The organism is Lentzea sp. NPDC037011, from assembly GCF_055607425.1.
In genome coordinates this window covers 539,875-554,972 of sequence record NZ_JBVJRT010000005.1, presented here as the reverse complement: position 1 = coordinate 554,972, position 15,098 = coordinate 539,875, and the positions used below count along the sequence as shown (strand labels likewise).

Here is a 15,098-nt window from a genome sequence, read left to right as displayed (position 1 = left end):
CGAAGGTGGCCTTCACATCGGTCTCACACGACCGTTTTTTCCTCAGCGAAGTGGCAGGCGGACAACGTTCCGTCCGGCGCACCTCGCCTTTCCAGCTTCGGTTCTTCGGTGGCACAGATGTCCTGGGCCTTCCAGCACCGCGTGCGGAACCGGCAGCCCGACGGCGGGTTCACCGGCGACGGCACGTCACCGGTCAGCACGATCCGCTGACGCTTGCGCTCCTGCTTGGGGTCCGGCATCGGCACCGCCGACAGCAACGCCTGCGTGTACGGGTGCATCGGGCGGGTGTAGATCGCCTCCCGCTCGCCGATCTCGATGATCTTGCCGAGGTACATGACCGCGACCCGGTCCGAGATGTGCCGCACCACCGAGAGGTCGTGCGCGACGAACAGGTAGGCCAGCCCGAGCCGTTCCTGCAGCTCCTCCAGCAGGTTCACGACACCGGCCTGCACCGACACGTCCAGCGCGGACACCGGCTCGTCGAGCACCAGGAAGCGCGGGTTCAGCGCCAGCGCGCGGGCGATGCCGATGCGCTGCCGCTGACCGCCGGAGAACTCGTGCGGGTACCGGTTGCGGTGCTCCGGGTTCAGGCCGACGAGCTCCATCAGCTCGTTGACCCGCCGCTGCACGCCGCCCTCGACCCCGTGGATCACCAGCGGTTCCGCGATGATGTCGTTGACCTGCCACTTGGGGTTCAGCGACGCGTACGGGTCCTGGAAGACGATCTGGATGTCCTTGCGCAGCGGCCGCAGCTGCTTGGTGCTGAGCGACGTCAGCTCGCGGCCCTCGAACTTCACCGAGCCCGAGGTGGGCTTGTGCAGCTGCAGGATCGCGCGCCCGGTGGTGGACTTGCCGCAACCGGACTCGCCGACCAAGCCGAGCGTCTCACCGGGGCTCAGCGTGAACGACACACCGGACACGGCCTGCACGGTGCCGACGTTGCGCGGGATGATCCCCTTGCCGCGCACCGGGAACTCCTTGACGAGGTCGGTGACCTCCAACAGCGGGGTGGTCACTTCGACTCCTCGTCCAGCAGGGTTCCGTGCACGGCGGTGACTTCGAGCGACTCGTCGGGGTTGGCCGCGGCGAAGACCGCCGGGTTCTCCACGGTGCCGATCTCGTCGTGCAGGAACAGCCTCTGCGGCTGCTCGTGGGCCGCCAGGTGCTCCCAGCGGTGGCAGCGCGTGCGGTGGTCCGGCCGGCCCGCCTCCTCCAGGTGCGGTTCCCACTCGTGGCACACGTCGGTGACGAGCGGGCAGCGCGGGGAGAACGAGCAGCCGGTCGGCAGGTTCACCAGCGAGGGCGGCGCGCCCTTGATCGGGGTGAGCCGCTTGCCCAGCGAGGCCGGGTTCGGCACGGAGCCCAGCAGGCCCACGGTGTAGGGCATCCGCGGCCGTTCGAACACGTCGTCGACCGGGCCGGACTCGACCACGGTGCCGCCGTACATGACCTGGACGCGGTTGACCATGCCGGCGACGACGCCGAGGTCGTGGGTGATCATGATGATCGCCGCGTCGGTCTCGGCCTGCAGCCGCAGCATGGTGTCGAGGATCTGCGCCTGCACCGTCACGTCGAGCGCGGTGGTCGGCTCGTCCGCGATGATCACGCTGGGGTCGTTGATGATCGCCATCGCGATCACCACGCGCTGCCGCATGCCGCCGGAGAACTCGTGCGGGTACTGCGCCGCGCGCTTGTCCGGCTGCGGGATGCCGACGAGTTCCAGCGCCTCGACCGCCTTCGCCCACGCCGCCTTCTTCGAGACGTCGTGGTGCGCGCGGTAGGTCTCGGCGAGCTGCCACCCGACGCTGTAGACCGGGTTCAGCGACGTCATCGGGTCCTGGAAGATCATCGCGATGTGCTTGCTGCGGAACGGCTGCATCTGCTTGTAGGTGCGGCCGTTGAGCTCCTGGCCGCGGTAGCGGATGGAGCCCTCGATCCGCGCGCTGCCCGGCAGCAGGCCCATGATCGCCATGGACGACACCGACTTGCCGGAGCCCGACTCGCCGACGATGCCCAGCACGTCACCGGCGTTGAGGTCGAACGAGACGTTGCGCACGGCGCGGACGTCGCCGTCGTCGGTCGGGAAGGTGACCGACAGGTCCTTCACCGACAGCAGCGGTGCGGTGGACCCGTTGTCGGCCGGCAGGAAGTCCTCGGTCAGTTCGGGAACAGTGGTCATGGTCAGGCACGCACCTTCGTCTGCCGCGGGTCGAACGCGTCGCGCAGGCCGTCACCGATGAAGTTGACGGCGAGGGAGAGCGACACGAGCACGATGAACGGACCCCAGAACAGCCAGGGCCGGTTCAGGAACTGCCCGTAGTTCTCCAGCACGATCACGCCGAGCGAGGTGTCCGGGGGCTGGACGCCCAGTCCCAGGAACGACAGCGCGGCTTCGGTGAGCACTGCCGCCGCGATCGCCAGCGTGGCGTTCACGGTGATGCTGCCGATCATGTTCGGCACCAGGTGCTTGAAGATGATGCGCGGGGTGGTGGCACCGCAGGCGCGGGCCGCCTCGACGAACTCCCGCTGCGCGAGCGAGAGCGTCTCACCGCGGGTGATGCGGGCGATCTGCATCCACGCGAACGCGGCGAGCACCAGCGCGACCACGTACCAGCTGCCGGAGAAGCCCTTCACCACGATCGCGGCGACCGCGATCTGCGGGATGATCAGCAGCAGGTCGACCAGGCGCATCAGCGCCGCGTCGACGAACCCGCGCAGGTAGCCGGCGAGCGCGCCGAACGTCACGCCGATGGCGGTGGCCAGCGCGGCCACGATCAGCGCGATCTGCAGCGAGTAGCCGGTGCCGCGCATGAGCAGCGCGAGCATGTCCTTGCCGACCTGGGTGGTGCCGAGCGGGTGGGTGCCGCTCATCGGCTGGTAGGACCTGCTGGAGACGTCCTCGAAGTCGTAGGTCCAGATGAACGGGCCGACGAACGCGAAGAGCACCAGGAAGACGAACACGCCGAGGCTCACCATGGCGAGCCGGTGGCGCAGGAAGCGGCGGATGACGAGCTGCCCCTGCGTGCGGGTCTTCGCCGAGTCGAACTCGTGGGCGCCCGCCTCGGGCGCGGAGCTGACCACGCCGCCCTCGGACGCCAGGTTGATGTTAGCCAAGGCGAATCCTCGGGTCGAGGATGCCGTACACGACGTCGGCAACCAGGTTGAACAGCACGATCAGGGTCGCGGTGACCGCGAGCCAGCCCATGAGCATCGCCGGGTCGAACTGGCGCACGGAGTTCACGAGCAGCGTGCCCATGCCGGCCCAGCCGAAGACGGTCTCGGTGATGATCGCGCCGGAGAGCACCGCGCCGAAGTTCAGCGAGAACAGCGTGGCGACGGGGATGAGCGCGTTGCGGAACGCGTGCCGGAAGACCACCCGGCTCTGCGAGATGCCCTTCGCCCGCGCCGTGCGCACGAAGTCCGAGTGCAGGATCTCCAGCATGGAGGCCCGCTCGAACCGGCTGTAGGCGGCGAAGCTGATCAGCATCAGCGCGACCGTCGGCAACAGGAACGTGCCGGTGTACTTGAAGATCACGTCGCCGAGGTCGCCGCTGAAGCCACCCGGCCGCGGACCGGCGGTGGTGAGCCAGCGGTCCAGCCCCATCGACTCCAGGACGTTGTTGAACTGGATGCCGTAGTTCTTCACGATCACGGCGACGCAGAAGATCGGCATCGAGAACATGAGGAACGCGGTGCTGGTGGCGAGGTAGTCGAAGATCGAGTACTGCTTCACCGCGGCGAGCACGCCCACCGAGACGCCGAGGGTCAGCGCGAGGAGCTCGGCCCCGATGACCAGCCGCCCGGTGGTCCACAGCGCGTCGGTGACCGCCGGGAAAACCGCTTGCTTCGCCTGGCCGAGTGCGATGCTCTGTCCCCAGTCACCGGACAGGAAGTCGGTGAGCCAGTTCCAGTAGCGGACGACGATCGGCTTGTCGAGACCGAGCGAGATCTCGGCGGCCCTGATGTCGGCCTCGGTGACACCGGGGCGGAACCGCATCTCCGCCAGCGGGTTGCCCGCCGTGGCGACGAGGACGTAGCAGGCGAAGCTACCGATCAGCAGGATCGGTATGGATATGAGCAAACGACGAATGATGTAGCGAATCACGACAAGCTCCTGTTGGGCGGCACCCGGCTGCCGGGGGGTGAGGCCGGGCACGGGAACCCCGCAGCGCGGAATGTACGCGCGGTGGTGGCGTGCGGGGAACCCAGGCGAACGGGGCCGGACCTGTAGGCCCGGCCCCGTCCCCTCAGTTCAGCCTCGTGTACTGCTCAGGCCCGTCTAGTTCTTGGGCTGCCACTCGTTGGCGTTCCAGAGAGCGCCGTAGTAGCTCTGGAAGTACACGCGGTCGAGACCCTTGAACGCCCACATGTTCGGCATCTGGAACAGCGGGAGCGAACCGTACGCGTTCGCGATCTCCTCGTCGGCCTTCTGGAAGTACTTGAGCGAGTCCGCGATCGAGGTCTGGGACACGGCCGTCTTGAGGGCCTCGTCCGCAGCCGGGACGCTCATGTTCTGCCAGTTCTGGCCACCGCCGGTCTCGTAGATCGACTTCTTGGAGCTCTTGAACGGGTCACCGGACCACGCGAACAGGGCGACGTCGTAGTCACCGTTGGACACGCGCTCGTCGAGGAAGTTCGGGTCGGTGTCGTCCTTGACCTCGATGCCGGCTTCCTTGCACTGGCCCTGGATCAGCTCGACGGTCTGCTTGCGCCGCGGGATGTCGGTGTGGCTGATCCGGAAGGAGGCGCGGACGCCGTCCTTCGCGAACACGCCGTCCGCACCCTGCGTCCAGCCCGCGTCGGAGAGGATCTTCTTCGAGGCGGCCGCGTCACCCTTGGCCTTCTCGCCGTAGACGTCCTTGTAGCCCTCGTCCTTCGGGAAGAAGATCAGGCTGCCGAGCGGCTTCGCGTCGGCCTGGACCTCGGAGATCAGCTTGTCGATGATGTCCTGGCGCTTGACGCACATGAAGAAGGCCTTGCGGATCTCCTCCTTGGACAGCGCCGGGTGCTTGAACTGGATGTCCAGGTGCTCGAACGACAGGCCGGGGCCCGCGCCGAACGTGACGCCCTGGGCGTTCAGGCTCTTCAGCTTGGTGGCCGCGTTCGCGTCCGGCTGCGCGAAGGAGTTGACGGAGACCTCACCGTTCTCCAGCGCCTGCGCCTGCGCGACGGGGTCCGGGATCGCCTTCAGGATGATCTTGGCGGGACCACCGGGCTTGCCGGCCCACTTCGGGTTGCGCTCCAGCGTGACCGACTGGTTGGCCTCGTAGCTCGTCAGCATGTAGGGGCCCGCACCGGGCATGAGCGCCTTGTCGAAGCCGTTCCACTTCTCGTTCCAGAAAGCGGAGGCCTTCTCGAGCTCGGCGGGGTCGCTCGTCGCGGTCAGCTTGGTGACGTCCGCGACGCCGGCACCCTTCTCCAGGATGTGCGCGGGCAGGACGTCGCTGTTGAACAGGCCCTCGTAGTCCGGGTACGGGCTGTCGAAGGTGCCCACGAACGTCTGGTCGTCCTTGCACGAACCGGTCATCAGGTCGTAGCCCGTGGTACCGGCCGGCTTGAAGTACTTGCTGCCGTCGGCCTTCTTGGCCTTCGTGCTGGCCGAGAACCAGGCCAGGTAGAAGTCGTCGCAGTCCCACGCCTCGCCGTCGGACCAGGTGACGCCCTTCTTCAGCTTCCAGGTCACCGTCTGCGGGGACTTCGAGGTGAGCTCGACCCCGTCCATGACGTCCTTGTTCAGGATGACCTTGTTGTTGCCGTTCAGGATGTGCGCACCCGGCTGGACCAGCACCAGCGCGAACGTGTTGTACGAGTTGTTGCCGTCTTCCGTCGCGTTGTTGTACGTCGTGTACGGCTTGTCCGTGGACACGACGACCTGCTCGCTGGACTTCGTGTCCGGTGCGGTGTAGCCGTCTCCGGACTCGCCGCGCGCGGTCGCCATCTCGGCGACGGTCGCGTCGTTCCCGTTCGCGTCCGTGTTGCCGCCGCCACCACCACCGCACGCACCCAGCACGAGCGCCGCGCTGGAGATCAGCGCGATCGCCGGCAGTGCTTTGGTCTTCCTCATCGACACGTGCCCTCCTAGCACTGGGCGGCCGCACCTTCATCCGGTGTGCACACCCGTGACCGTGATGTGCCATACGCGCCCCGAACCGGCACATCGTGGGCAGCACCGTAAGAACCCGTTGAGGCGGCGGTCACTACCTGGGAGGGCGATCGTGACCCAATGGTGACGCCTTGTAGCCCAATGCAATGGCCCGATTACCGGGCGAAGGCGTTCGTTAACCGGGCACCGGGAATTCTGTCAACGAAGGCGACCGAACGTACCAACGCGGAATTGGGCCCACCCGGCCGTTTTTCCCGGCACGACGAGCCCGTTTCGAAGATCGACTTCCTCGGCGGCCGCAGCGAGGGTGCCCACTTCTCCACCGGTTGAACCTGCTCGACGACGATCCCGTGCGCGGTGTGGCTGGACGGCCGGGCGGCCCGTCACTTGGTGTCGAGACGGCGCCACTCGGGCGCACCGCTCAGCACACCCGCGAGCGGCGCTCCGGTGTCCACGCCGGACACCGTCGGCAGCACCCCGAGCAGGTCGGCCACCTGGAACAGCGGCAGCGCCACCGCCTGGGCCTGCAGCTGCGGCTCGATCCGGGTGAGCGCGTCGGCCAGCAGCACCTTGCCGCCCAGCGCCGCGTCGATCTCGGCCTGCAGCACCGGGTCGCAGAACCCGGCGGCGTTGGCCGGGTTCGGCGTGGCACCGTCCGGCGCGTCCCCGGTGCACCCGAACTGGCTCGCGAGCCCGGCCGCCGAGTCGCCCGCGTCCACGCGCGGCCCGACGACGACGTCGACGTCCTTCTGCAGCAGCTGGACGGTGAAGAGCTCGTCGGCCTTGGGCGTGACCACCTCGGCCGCGATCCCCCTGGCCCCGAGCTGCGCCTTGACCTGGTTCGCGACGGTCACGTACGGCTCGATCCCGTCCGCGGCGGCGATCCGCAGCTTCAGCGCCTTGCCCGCCTTGGTCCACCCCTCGGCGCCCTTGGCGTACCCCGCCTCGGTGAGCAGCTGCTCGGTCGCGGCCGGGTCGAGCGTGTTGCCCTGGATGACCGGCCGGTACCCGGCGCGGCTCGGCGGCACGACGTAGGAGTCGGCCCGCAGCTGCGCGCTCGGCCCGCTCTGCGCACCGCTCGCGATCAACGCGTCCCGGTCGAGGGCGGCCACGAGTGCCTTGCGCACCTTGAGATCCGCGAGCTGCTGGCTGGCGGGCCTGAACAGGACCTGCACGACCTCGTTGCGCGGCACGGGTTTCGTGTCGAGACCGGCGACCGTCCTCATGAGGTTGACGTCGGCGGCGTCCGCTCGCAGCAACACCACCTGGTTGTCGCCTTTGGACAGTGACTCGGCCATCGCGCTGTGCGTGGCCCGCCGCAGCACGAGCCGGTCGAGCGTGGTCGGCACCTCCCAGTACCGGTCGCTGCGCTCCAGGATCACCTCGCCGCGCGGCTCGTCGAGGCTCCGCACGGCGAACGGTCCCGCGGTGGCCGGGAAGTTGGTGGCGAGCACGTTGGACCACGTGCCGGGCGCGTCCTTGAGCAGGTGCGCCGGCAACAGGTTGCCGAACAGGCTGCGCCACCCCGGGTACGGCGTGCCGAAGGCGACCTCGACGACCTTGCCGCCCTCGCGGGCGCTGATGTTGTCGATGAGCCGGTAGCCGGCCGGGTCCACCACGCCGGGCTCGCTGCGCATGCGCTGCCAGAGGTAGTAGAAGTCCTCGGCGGCGATCGGCGCGCTGTCCGACCACGAGGCGTCCTTGCGGATCGTGTACGTGACCGTGAACGGCTCGGCCTTGGTGACCCTCGCGCTCACCATGAGGTTCCGGTCGAGCTCCGGCGCACCGTTCGGCCCGCTGCGGAACACCGACGGCAGCAGCAGGGAGCTGAGCGCGGTCGTGATCTGGCTCTGCGTCGCGGTGGCGTGCGGGTTGTAGCCGCCCGCCACGTCGTCGACGCCGACCACCACCTCCTTGACCTTCGGTCCCGTCGTGGTGATGACCGGGGCCTCGGACTTGGGGACCAGCGGTGGCGGAGGCGCGTTCGTGCAGGCCGCGGCGCCGCACAGGACGGCGGCTGCCAGCACTCCCCCGAGACGCCTCATGGGTCCTCACATTGCCAGAAGTGGTGTGAACGCGTGCGGGCAACCCGGTGTACCTGTCACCCGCGTCACTGGGAGGACGTCCCGGTCCGCGGCGGGGTTGCGTCGCTGCCGGGTAGTACGGCTCACCCCGGCGGGCGGTTCGGGCGGGTTCACCGATCAGGCGGGCCCGACCGGCCGCCAAACGCCGGTGGGCGGTTCGGGCGGGTTCACCGATCAGGCGGGCCCGACCGGCCGCCAAACGCCGGTGGGCGGTTCGGGCGGGTTCACCGGTCAGGCGGGCCCGACCGGCCGCCAAACGCCGGTGGGCGGCCCGGCAGGAGCCGGACCGCCCACCGACCGGGCGAAGATCAGCCGCGCTGCTTCAGCCGCGACCGCTCACGGCCGCGCATGTTGGCGTCCAGCGTCACCTTGCGCACGCGCACGACCTCCGGCGCGACCTCCACGCACTCGTCGGAGGCGCAGAACTCCAGCGCCTCCTCCAGCGAGAGCTTGCGGGGGCGGGCCAGGGTCTCCATCACGTCGGCCGTGGAGGACCGCATGTTGGTGAGCTTCTTCTCGCGGGTGACGTTGACGTCGAGGTCCTCGGCGCGCGGGTTCTCGCCCACGACCATGCCCTCGTAGGCGTCCGCGCCCGGCTCGACGAAGAACGTGCCGCGGTCGGCCAGCTGGATCATCGCGTAGGCGGTGATGGAGCCGGCGCGGTCGGCGACCAGGGAGCCGTTGTGGCGGGTGCGGATCTCGCCCGCCCACGGGCCGTAGCCCTCGGCGACGGCGTTGGCGATGCCGGTGCCGCGGGTCTCGGTGAGGAACTCGGTGCGGAAGCCGATCAGGCCGCGCGACGGGACCACGTAGTCGAGCTTGATGCGGCCGGTGCCGTGGCCCGACATGTTCTCCATGCGGCCCTTGCGGTTGGCCAGCAGCTGCGTGACGGCGCCGAGGTGTTCCTCGGGGCAGTCGACGGACAGGCGCTCGAACGGCTCGTGGACCTTGCCGTCGACCGTGCGCGTGACCACCTGGGGCTTGCCGACGGTCAGCTCGAAGCCCTCGCGGCGCATCTGCTCGACCAGGATGGCCAGCGCCAGCTCACCGCGGCCCTGCACCTCCCAGGTGTCCGGGCGCTCGGTCGGCAGGACCTTCACCGACACGTTGCCGACGAGCTCGGCGTCGAGCCGCGCCTTGAGGACGCGGGCGGTGAGCTTGGTGCCGCCGTTGCGACCGGCCAGGGGCGAGGTGTTCACGCCGACGGTCATCGAGATGGCGGGCTGGTCGACCGTGATCCGGGGCAGCGCCTCGGGGTTCTCGGCGTCGGCCAGCGTGTCACCGATGGTGATGTCCGCGATGCCGGCGATGGCGACCAGGTCGCCCGCGCGGGCCGACTCGGCGGGCACGCGGTCCAGCGCCTCGGTGATGAGGAGCTCGGTGATGCGGACCTTGACGGGCTCGCCGTCCTCGCGGCACCACGCCACGGTCTCGCCCTTGCGCATCGTGCCCTGGTGGATGCGGCACAGCGCGATGCGGCCGAGGAACGTCGAGGCGTCGAGGTTCGTGACCAGCGCCTGCAGCGGGCCGTCCACGTCGACGTGCGGCGCGGGGATGTGCTCCATCAGCACCTGGAACAGGGTGTCCAGGTTCTCCTCGTCCGGCAGGCCGCCGTCCTCCGGCTGGGTCAGCGAGGCGCGACCGGCGCGCGCGGAGGCGTAGACGACCGGCAGGTCCAGCACGGACTCGTCGGCGCCGACCTCGGTGGCCAGGTCGAGCAGCAGGTCGTGGGCCTCCTCGACGACCTCGGAGATCCGGGCGTCGGGGCGGTCGACCTTGTTGACCAGCAGGATCACCGGCAGGCCGGCGGCCAGCGTCTTGCGCAGCACGAAGCGCGTCTGGGGCAGCGGGCCCTCGGACGCGTCGACGAGCAGCACGACGCCGTCCACCATCGACAGCGCCCGCTCGACCTCGCCGCCGAAGTCGGCGTGGCCGGGGGTGTCGACGACGTTGATGATCACGTCACCGTCGGGCGTGTGACGACGCACGGCGGTGTTCTTCGCGAGGATGGTGATGCCCTTCTCGCGCTCGAGCTCGCCGGAGTCCATGACCCGGTCGACCAGCTCGGCCCGCGCGGAGAAGGCGCCGGACTGGCGCAGCATGGCGTCGACGAGAGTCGTCTTGCCGTGGTCGACGTGCGCGACGATAGCGACGTTGCGCAGGTCAGTGCGCGTCTGTAGGGCGGACGCGGTGGCCGTGGGCACGCAGAACTCCTAGAGCTTGAAAGTCGTGGAGGGGGCTCGCGCCGGACACGTCGATGCGCACAGCCGTACACCAGAGTACCGGCCGGGGCGGCATTACCACACAAGAGTGCCAGTGAAGTGAGCCTCACCTACTGTAGCGGCAGGAGTGAGGGGGAGTTCAACACGTGGGTAAAAAGCTCAAGAAGAAGTGCTGCAGGTCGAAGCCGCAGTGCAAGCGCTGCCCGGTGCCCTTCCTGCTCAAGGAGCGCGACAAGGCCAGGAAGAAGGCCGCGAAGAAGGCGGCGAAGGCCGCCAAGAAGGCCCAGAAGGCGGCGTGAGACCGCCTGCCGTCCACGCGTGGACGGGCCGTTCCACGTGCGCAAGCTCACTCCGCGAGGCCGTTCCCGGCACGAGCGGCACCCGCGGTCGAGGGCTCGACGCCTCGATCGGGTGGCAGGCCGGCCAACCGGGCTAGTGGGCCGGCAGCACGGCCTCGTTCAGCTTGGCGAGCTCGTCGGCGGTCCGCGTCGCCTCGAACTCGATGATCTTGTACTTCACCAACTTCTGCTCGGCCCACGGGTCCGTGGCGAGCAGCGCTTCGAGCCTGCCCCGGGGCATCGGGCGTGTGATGATCACGCCCCCGGTCCTCGGCACCTGACGCCCGGACGCGAGGAAGAGCCCCCGCCCGTACTGCTCCTCGACCCACTCGCGGTGGTCGGGGAGGGCGTAGTCGATCTGTTCCAGCGGCGCGGCGTACTCCAGCAACACTATGAACATGGAGCAACGGTAGTCCTATACTGCCGGGCATGCGCACGATGAACGCGTTCTGGTGGGCCGCTTCCAGGCGGCCGTAGCAGCTGTGCGCTGACGCGAACACAGGCCGCCCGGCAGGGGCGGCTTTTTCATGCGTTCCGTGCGGGCGGTCCCGAACCTCGAAGGGACCCGACCATGATCAGGCTGTCGGCCATCACCCCGTCCGGCCAGGTGCACCTGGGCAACTACCTGGGGGCGCTGCGCACGTGGGCGCGTGAGGGCACCAAGGACGACGTCTACTTCATCAGCGACCTGCACGCGATGACGTCCTCGCACAACGCGCAACGGCTGCGATCGCTCACCAGGGAGCAGTTCGCGGTGCTGATCGCGTGCGGCATCGAACCGGAGAGCACCTGCGTGCAGTCCGACCTGATCCGCGAGCTGGGGGCGTTGAACTGGGTCCTGGAGTGCACCTGCACCTACGGCGAGGCCGCGCGGATGATCCAGTTCAAGGAGAAGTCGCTCGGCCGCGAGTCGGTGCGGCTGAGCCTGCTCACCTACCCGGTGCTGATGGCGGCGGACATCCTGCTGCAGGGCACCGCGGAGGTACCGGTCGGGGAGGACCAGCTCCAGCACGTCGAGCTGGCCCGCGCGCTCGCCCGGCGGTTCAACCACGCCTACGGCGACGTGTTCGTCGTGCCGACCGCGGTGGTGCCGAAGGTGGGCGCGCGGATCAAGGACCTGTCCGACCCGGCGCGCAAGATGGACAAGTCGGCGCAGAGCTCGGCCGGCGTGGTCTTCGTGCTCGACGAACCGGACCTGGTTCGGCGCAAGATCCGGCGCGCGGTGTCGTCGACCGACGGCATCGCGAACCTGACCGACGTCCTCGCCTCGTGCACCGGTGCGGAACCGGAGGACTTCACGGGCCGGTTCTCCGAGCTCAAGGAGGCCGTGGCGGAGGCGGTGGTCGAGGAGCTGCGCCCGGTCCGCGACCGCACGCTCGCGCTGCTCGCCGACCCCGCGGAGCTGGACCGCATCCGCCGCGCGGGTGCCGACCGGGCCCGTGAACGCGCGCAGCCCCGCCTCGACGCGGCGCTGCGGTTGTCCGGGCTCAGCTGAGGAGGTCCAGCAGGGCCGGCACCAGCACCCGGTCCGCCGGCAGCCAGGGCAGTCCCGGCAGCTCGTCGGCGGTGAGCCACCGGACGGCGTTGTGCTCCAACGCCTCCGGCTCACCGCCCGCGGGGTCGAGCCGGGCGGCGTGGATCCGCAGCACGAGGTCCCGCTTCAGCGGCACGTCCGGTCCGACCCGGTCGCCGACCACGACCGGCACGCCGAGCTCCTCGACGCACTCGCGCACCAGCGCGTCCTCCGGCCGTTCCCCGTCCTCGACCCGGCCACCGGGCAGTTCCCACTGCCCCGCCTGGCCCTCCGGGTACGACCGCTGCTGCGCGAGCAACCGTCCGCCCCGGACGACGGCCGCTCCGACGACGACCCGCGCGGCCACCAGCTCGGCGCACCGCTTGGCCAGCGCCGCCGACCGCTTCTCCAGCAGGCGCAACGCCATCCCGCGCCCGACCACGACGTCGGCGAACCGCCCGACCGCGCCGCCGACGGTCGTCCAGCCCACCCGGTCGACCACCATCGTCCCGGCACCGGTGACCACGAGGTCCGTGTGCAGCTCCAGGAACGCCCCCGCCGCCGACACCCCGGACAGGTCGGCGCGCGTGACGGTGAGCTTCACCCCGAACGGCCCGGTGAGCACGTCCCCGGTGCACAGCAGCGGCCCCGGCACCCTCACACCGAGACCGGTCAGCAACGAGGTGTCCAGCAGGGCACCGGCGACCACCGCGACGGGCGCGTCGACCAACGCCGACGCTCGCAACTCAGGCACCCGCGTTGACTACCAGGACGGCCAGCGGATCTCCAAACGCGCGCCACCGGCCGGTGACTCGGCCGCGAGCACGGTCCCGCCGCGCCGCTGCACGAGGTGCGCGACCAGCGCGAGCCCCAGCCCGAAGCCGCCGGAGGCCCGCCCGCGGTCCTCCTCGACCCGGTAGAACCGGTCGAACACCTTCGCCCGGTGCTCCGCGGGGATGCCGTGCCCGTCGTCGTCGACGATGAGCCGCACGTCCCGCCCGACCGGCGCCAGCGTGACGGTGACCGTCGAGTACGCGTACCGCCCGGCGTTGCGCAGCAGGTTGTCCAGCACCAGCTCGACCTCGGACCGCGTCGCCGACACCAGGCACGCCGAGGGCGGCGCGTTCAGCCGCACCAGCAGCTCGGTGTCGAGCCGGGAGATCGCCGCCTCCGCCTCCAGCACCAGGTCGACCGCCTCGGCCCGTCCCGGTGCCGCGGTGTCCGCCCGCGCGAGGATCAGCAGCGAGTCGACGAGCCGGCTGAGCCTGATCGACTCCTCGACCACCGACTCCAGCACCTCGATGGAGAAGTCCGGGTCCGGGTGCGCCACCGCGACCTCGGCCTGCGCCCGCACCGACGCCACCGGTGACCGCAGCTCGTGCGCCGCGTCCCCGGTGAACCGCCGCAACCGGTCCGACGCCTCGTCCCGCCGCGCCAGCAACGCGTTCAGCGCCTGCGCCAGCGCCTGCAGCTCGTCGCGCGACGGCGGCACCGGCAACCGCTCCCCGTGCGGCAGCGCCCCCGCCGCCACCCGCATCCGCTCCACCGGCAGCAGCGACGACCGCACCGCGAGCCACGTGGCGGTGCCGACCAGCCCGGCCACCAGCACGGCGGCGACCGCGAGCCACCGCGTGCCGACCGTGTTGGCGTTCTCGTACCCCAGCAGCTTGTCGCCGTAGACCTCGAGCCGCGGCGTCCCGTCGCCGAGGAACACCACCTGCCCCCGCCACCGGTACGCGGACGCCCCGTCGAGCCGCAGCACCGGTTCCCCCGCCTTCAACGCGCGGACGTCCTGCCCGGTCAGCGGCAGCTCCGGCTTGCCGTCCACCGGCGTTCCCGCGAGGTCCAGCACCCGCGGCGGCTCCTGCGCCAGCTCCCGGTCCACCGCGGTGAGCTGGACCAGCCCGATCAACGACGGCGCCAGCCCCGTGAGCGCCAGCAGGCACAGCAGCGCCACCCCCGTCGCCACCACGGTGATGCGGAACCGCAGGCTGCGCCGCGACCACCAGCGACGAGGGTTCACCTGTTCCCCAGCGCGCTGTCCAGGTCCGGAGTCGACGCGATGTACCCGTGCCCCCTCACGGTCCGCACCACCTCCCCGGCCCCGACCGCCTCCAGCTTCCGCCGCAGGTACCCCACGTACACCTCGACGGCGTTGCGCGTGGCCGCCTGCTCATCGCCCCACACGGTCCGCAGCAGCTCGTCCTTCGTCACCACCGACCCGGCCCGCGACGCCAGCACGTCCAGCACCGCGTACTCCCGCGGGCTCAGCGACACGTCCTGCCCCGCCCAACTCACCTCCCGCAACCCGCGGTCGATGACGAGCTCCCCCAGCGTCAGCCTGCGGCGCGCACCCCCGCCCCTGCGCAGCAACGCGCGCACCTGCGCCACCAGCACCACGAAGCTGAACGGCTTCACCAGGTACCCGTCCGCCCCGAGGTCGAGCCCGTCGGCCTGGTCGACCTCACCGTCCTTGGCCGACACCATCAGCACCGGCGTCCGCACCCCGTCGGCCCGCATCCGCTGCAGCACCCGGTACCCCGACAGCCCCGGCAACATGATGTCCAGCAGCACCACGTCGAACGCCCCGGTCAACGCGACCCGCAACGCCGTCGGCCCGTCCGCGGCCGTGACGACTTCCATGCCCTCGGCCGACAACCCGCGCTCCAACGCCCGGCGCACGCCGGCTTCGTCGTCCACGACCAGCACTCGAGGCTTCACGAGATCAGCATGCACCCACGCCACCCCGGTCGCTCGCACGGTCTCAGCCGACTCTCAGCGGACCGGTGCCGGGCACGGGGCGACGCCGCGTCCCGATGCCGCCGACCAGCGACGACG

General features: G+C 70.2%; 13 protein-coding genes. 2 read left to right on the top strand and 11 right to left on the bottom strand.

Going from position 1 to position 15,098, the window contains the following annotated elements; all coding sequences use genetic code 11:
- Positions 1–23: 23 nt before the first annotated feature.
- The 7 genes from ACZ7CH_RS18175 to typA form a co-directional block, all read right to left on the bottom strand.
- On the bottom strand, positions 24–1,016 hold the full coding sequence (locus ACZ7CH_RS18175; protein WP_360386131.1) for an ABC transporter ATP-binding protein: 993 nt from the start codon (positions 1,014–1,016) through the stop codon (positions 24–26).
- Positions 1,013–2,179: an ABC transporter ATP-binding protein gene (locus tag ACZ7CH_RS18170; RefSeq protein WP_360386128.1), complete on the bottom strand. Its 1,167-nt coding sequence runs from the start codon at positions 2,177–2,179 to the stop codon at positions 1,013–1,015. The genes ACZ7CH_RS18175 and ACZ7CH_RS18170 overlap by 4 nt, the downstream gene beginning before the upstream one ends.
- 2 nt (positions 2,180–2,181) lie before the next feature.
- Positions 2,182–3,114, bottom strand: coding sequence for an ABC transporter permease (locus ACZ7CH_RS18165; protein ID WP_458429314.1), 933 nt, complete (start codon positions 3,112–3,114; stop codon positions 2,182–2,184).
- Entirely contained in the window at positions 3,107–4,105 is a 999-nt protein-coding gene (locus ACZ7CH_RS18160; protein WP_360386125.1) for an ABC transporter permease, read from the bottom strand. The genes ACZ7CH_RS18165 and ACZ7CH_RS18160 overlap by 8 nt, the downstream gene beginning before the upstream one ends.
- A gap of 174 nt (positions 4,106–4,279) precedes the next feature.
- The gene (locus tag ACZ7CH_RS18155; RefSeq protein ID WP_470369409.1) at positions 4,280–6,064 is read right to left on the bottom strand and encodes an ABC transporter family substrate-binding protein; all 1,785 of its coding nucleotides are present in this window, start codon (positions 6,062–6,064) and stop codon (positions 4,280–4,282) included.
- Between the two features lie 422 nt (positions 6,065–6,486).
- Positions 6,487–8,148, bottom strand: a complete 1,662-nt coding sequence (locus tag ACZ7CH_RS18150; RefSeq protein WP_360386119.1) for an ABC transporter family substrate-binding protein — start codon at positions 8,146–8,148, stop codon at positions 6,487–6,489.
- A 347-nt stretch (positions 8,149–8,495) separates the two neighbouring features.
- Positions 8,496–10,391: a translational GTPase TypA gene (gene typA, locus ACZ7CH_RS18145; RefSeq protein WP_360386117.1), complete on the bottom strand. Its 1,896-nt coding sequence runs from the start codon at positions 10,389–10,391 to the stop codon at positions 8,496–8,498.
- 164 nt (positions 10,392–10,555) lie between these two features.
- Here typA and ACZ7CH_RS18140 point away from each other — a divergent pair, with 164 nt between their 5' ends.
- Positions 10,556–10,708, top strand: coding sequence for a hypothetical protein (locus ACZ7CH_RS18140; protein ID WP_360386115.1), 153 nt, complete (start codon positions 10,556–10,558; stop codon positions 10,706–10,708).
- Positions 10,709–10,841: 133 nt separating this feature from the next.
- Here ACZ7CH_RS18140 and ACZ7CH_RS18135 read toward each other — a convergent pair whose 3' ends face one another.
- Positions 10,842–11,147: a YciI family protein gene (locus ACZ7CH_RS18135; protein ID WP_360386113.1), complete on the bottom strand. Its 306-nt coding sequence runs from the start codon at positions 11,145–11,147 to the stop codon at positions 10,842–10,844.
- Positions 11,148–11,318: 171 nt separating this feature from the next.
- Between ACZ7CH_RS18135 and trpS the strand changes: the two genes are divergently transcribed.
- Complete coding sequence (trpS, locus tag ACZ7CH_RS18130; RefSeq protein ID WP_360386110.1) at positions 11,319–12,242, top strand: tryptophan--tRNA ligase; 924 nt, start codon at positions 11,319–11,321, stop codon at positions 12,240–12,242.
- On the opposite strand, the gene ACZ7CH_RS18125 is transcribed toward trpS, so the two are convergent.
- From ACZ7CH_RS18125 to ACZ7CH_RS18115, 3 genes are read right to left on the bottom strand one after another with little or no spacing between them, the layout of a single operon-like run.
- Entirely contained in the window at positions 12,235–13,014 is a 780-nt protein-coding gene (locus ACZ7CH_RS18125; protein WP_470374378.1) for a (deoxy)nucleoside triphosphate pyrophosphohydrolase, read from the bottom strand. The genes trpS and ACZ7CH_RS18125 overlap by 8 nt on opposite strands.
- 9 nt (positions 13,015–13,023) lie before the next feature.
- Entirely contained in the window at positions 13,024–14,283 is a 1,260-nt protein-coding gene (locus tag ACZ7CH_RS18120; protein ID WP_360386104.1) for a sensor histidine kinase, read from the bottom strand.
- Positions 14,280–14,981 carry a response regulator transcription factor gene (locus ACZ7CH_RS18115; RefSeq protein WP_360386101.1) on the bottom strand — a complete coding sequence of 234 codons (702 nt, stop codon included), beginning with the start codon at positions 14,979–14,981 and terminating at the stop codon, positions 14,280–14,282. The genes ACZ7CH_RS18120 and ACZ7CH_RS18115 overlap by 4 nt, the downstream gene beginning before the upstream one ends.
- Positions 14,982–15,098 lie beyond the last annotated feature (117 nt).

Coding starts and splice junctions, on each gene's coding strand:
- ACZ7CH_RS18170 (WP_360386128.1), bottom strand. CDS start 2,179: ATGACCACTGTTCCCGAACTGACCGAGGACTTCCTGCCGGCCGACAAC.
- ACZ7CH_RS18155 (WP_470369409.1), bottom strand. CDS start 6,064: ATGAGGAAGACCAAAGCACTGCCGGCGATCGCGCTGATCTCCAGCGCG.
- ACZ7CH_RS18150 (WP_360386119.1), bottom strand. CDS start 8,148: ATGAGGCGTCTCGGGGGAGTGCTGGCAGCCGCCGTCCTGTGCGGCGCC.
- ACZ7CH_RS18135 (WP_360386113.1), bottom strand. CDS start 11,147: ATGTTCATAGTGTTGCTGGAGTACGCCGCGCCGCTGGAACAGATCGAC.
- trpS (WP_360386110.1), top strand. CDS start 11,319: ATGATCAGGCTGTCGGCCATCACCCCGTCCGGCCAGGTGCACCTGGGC.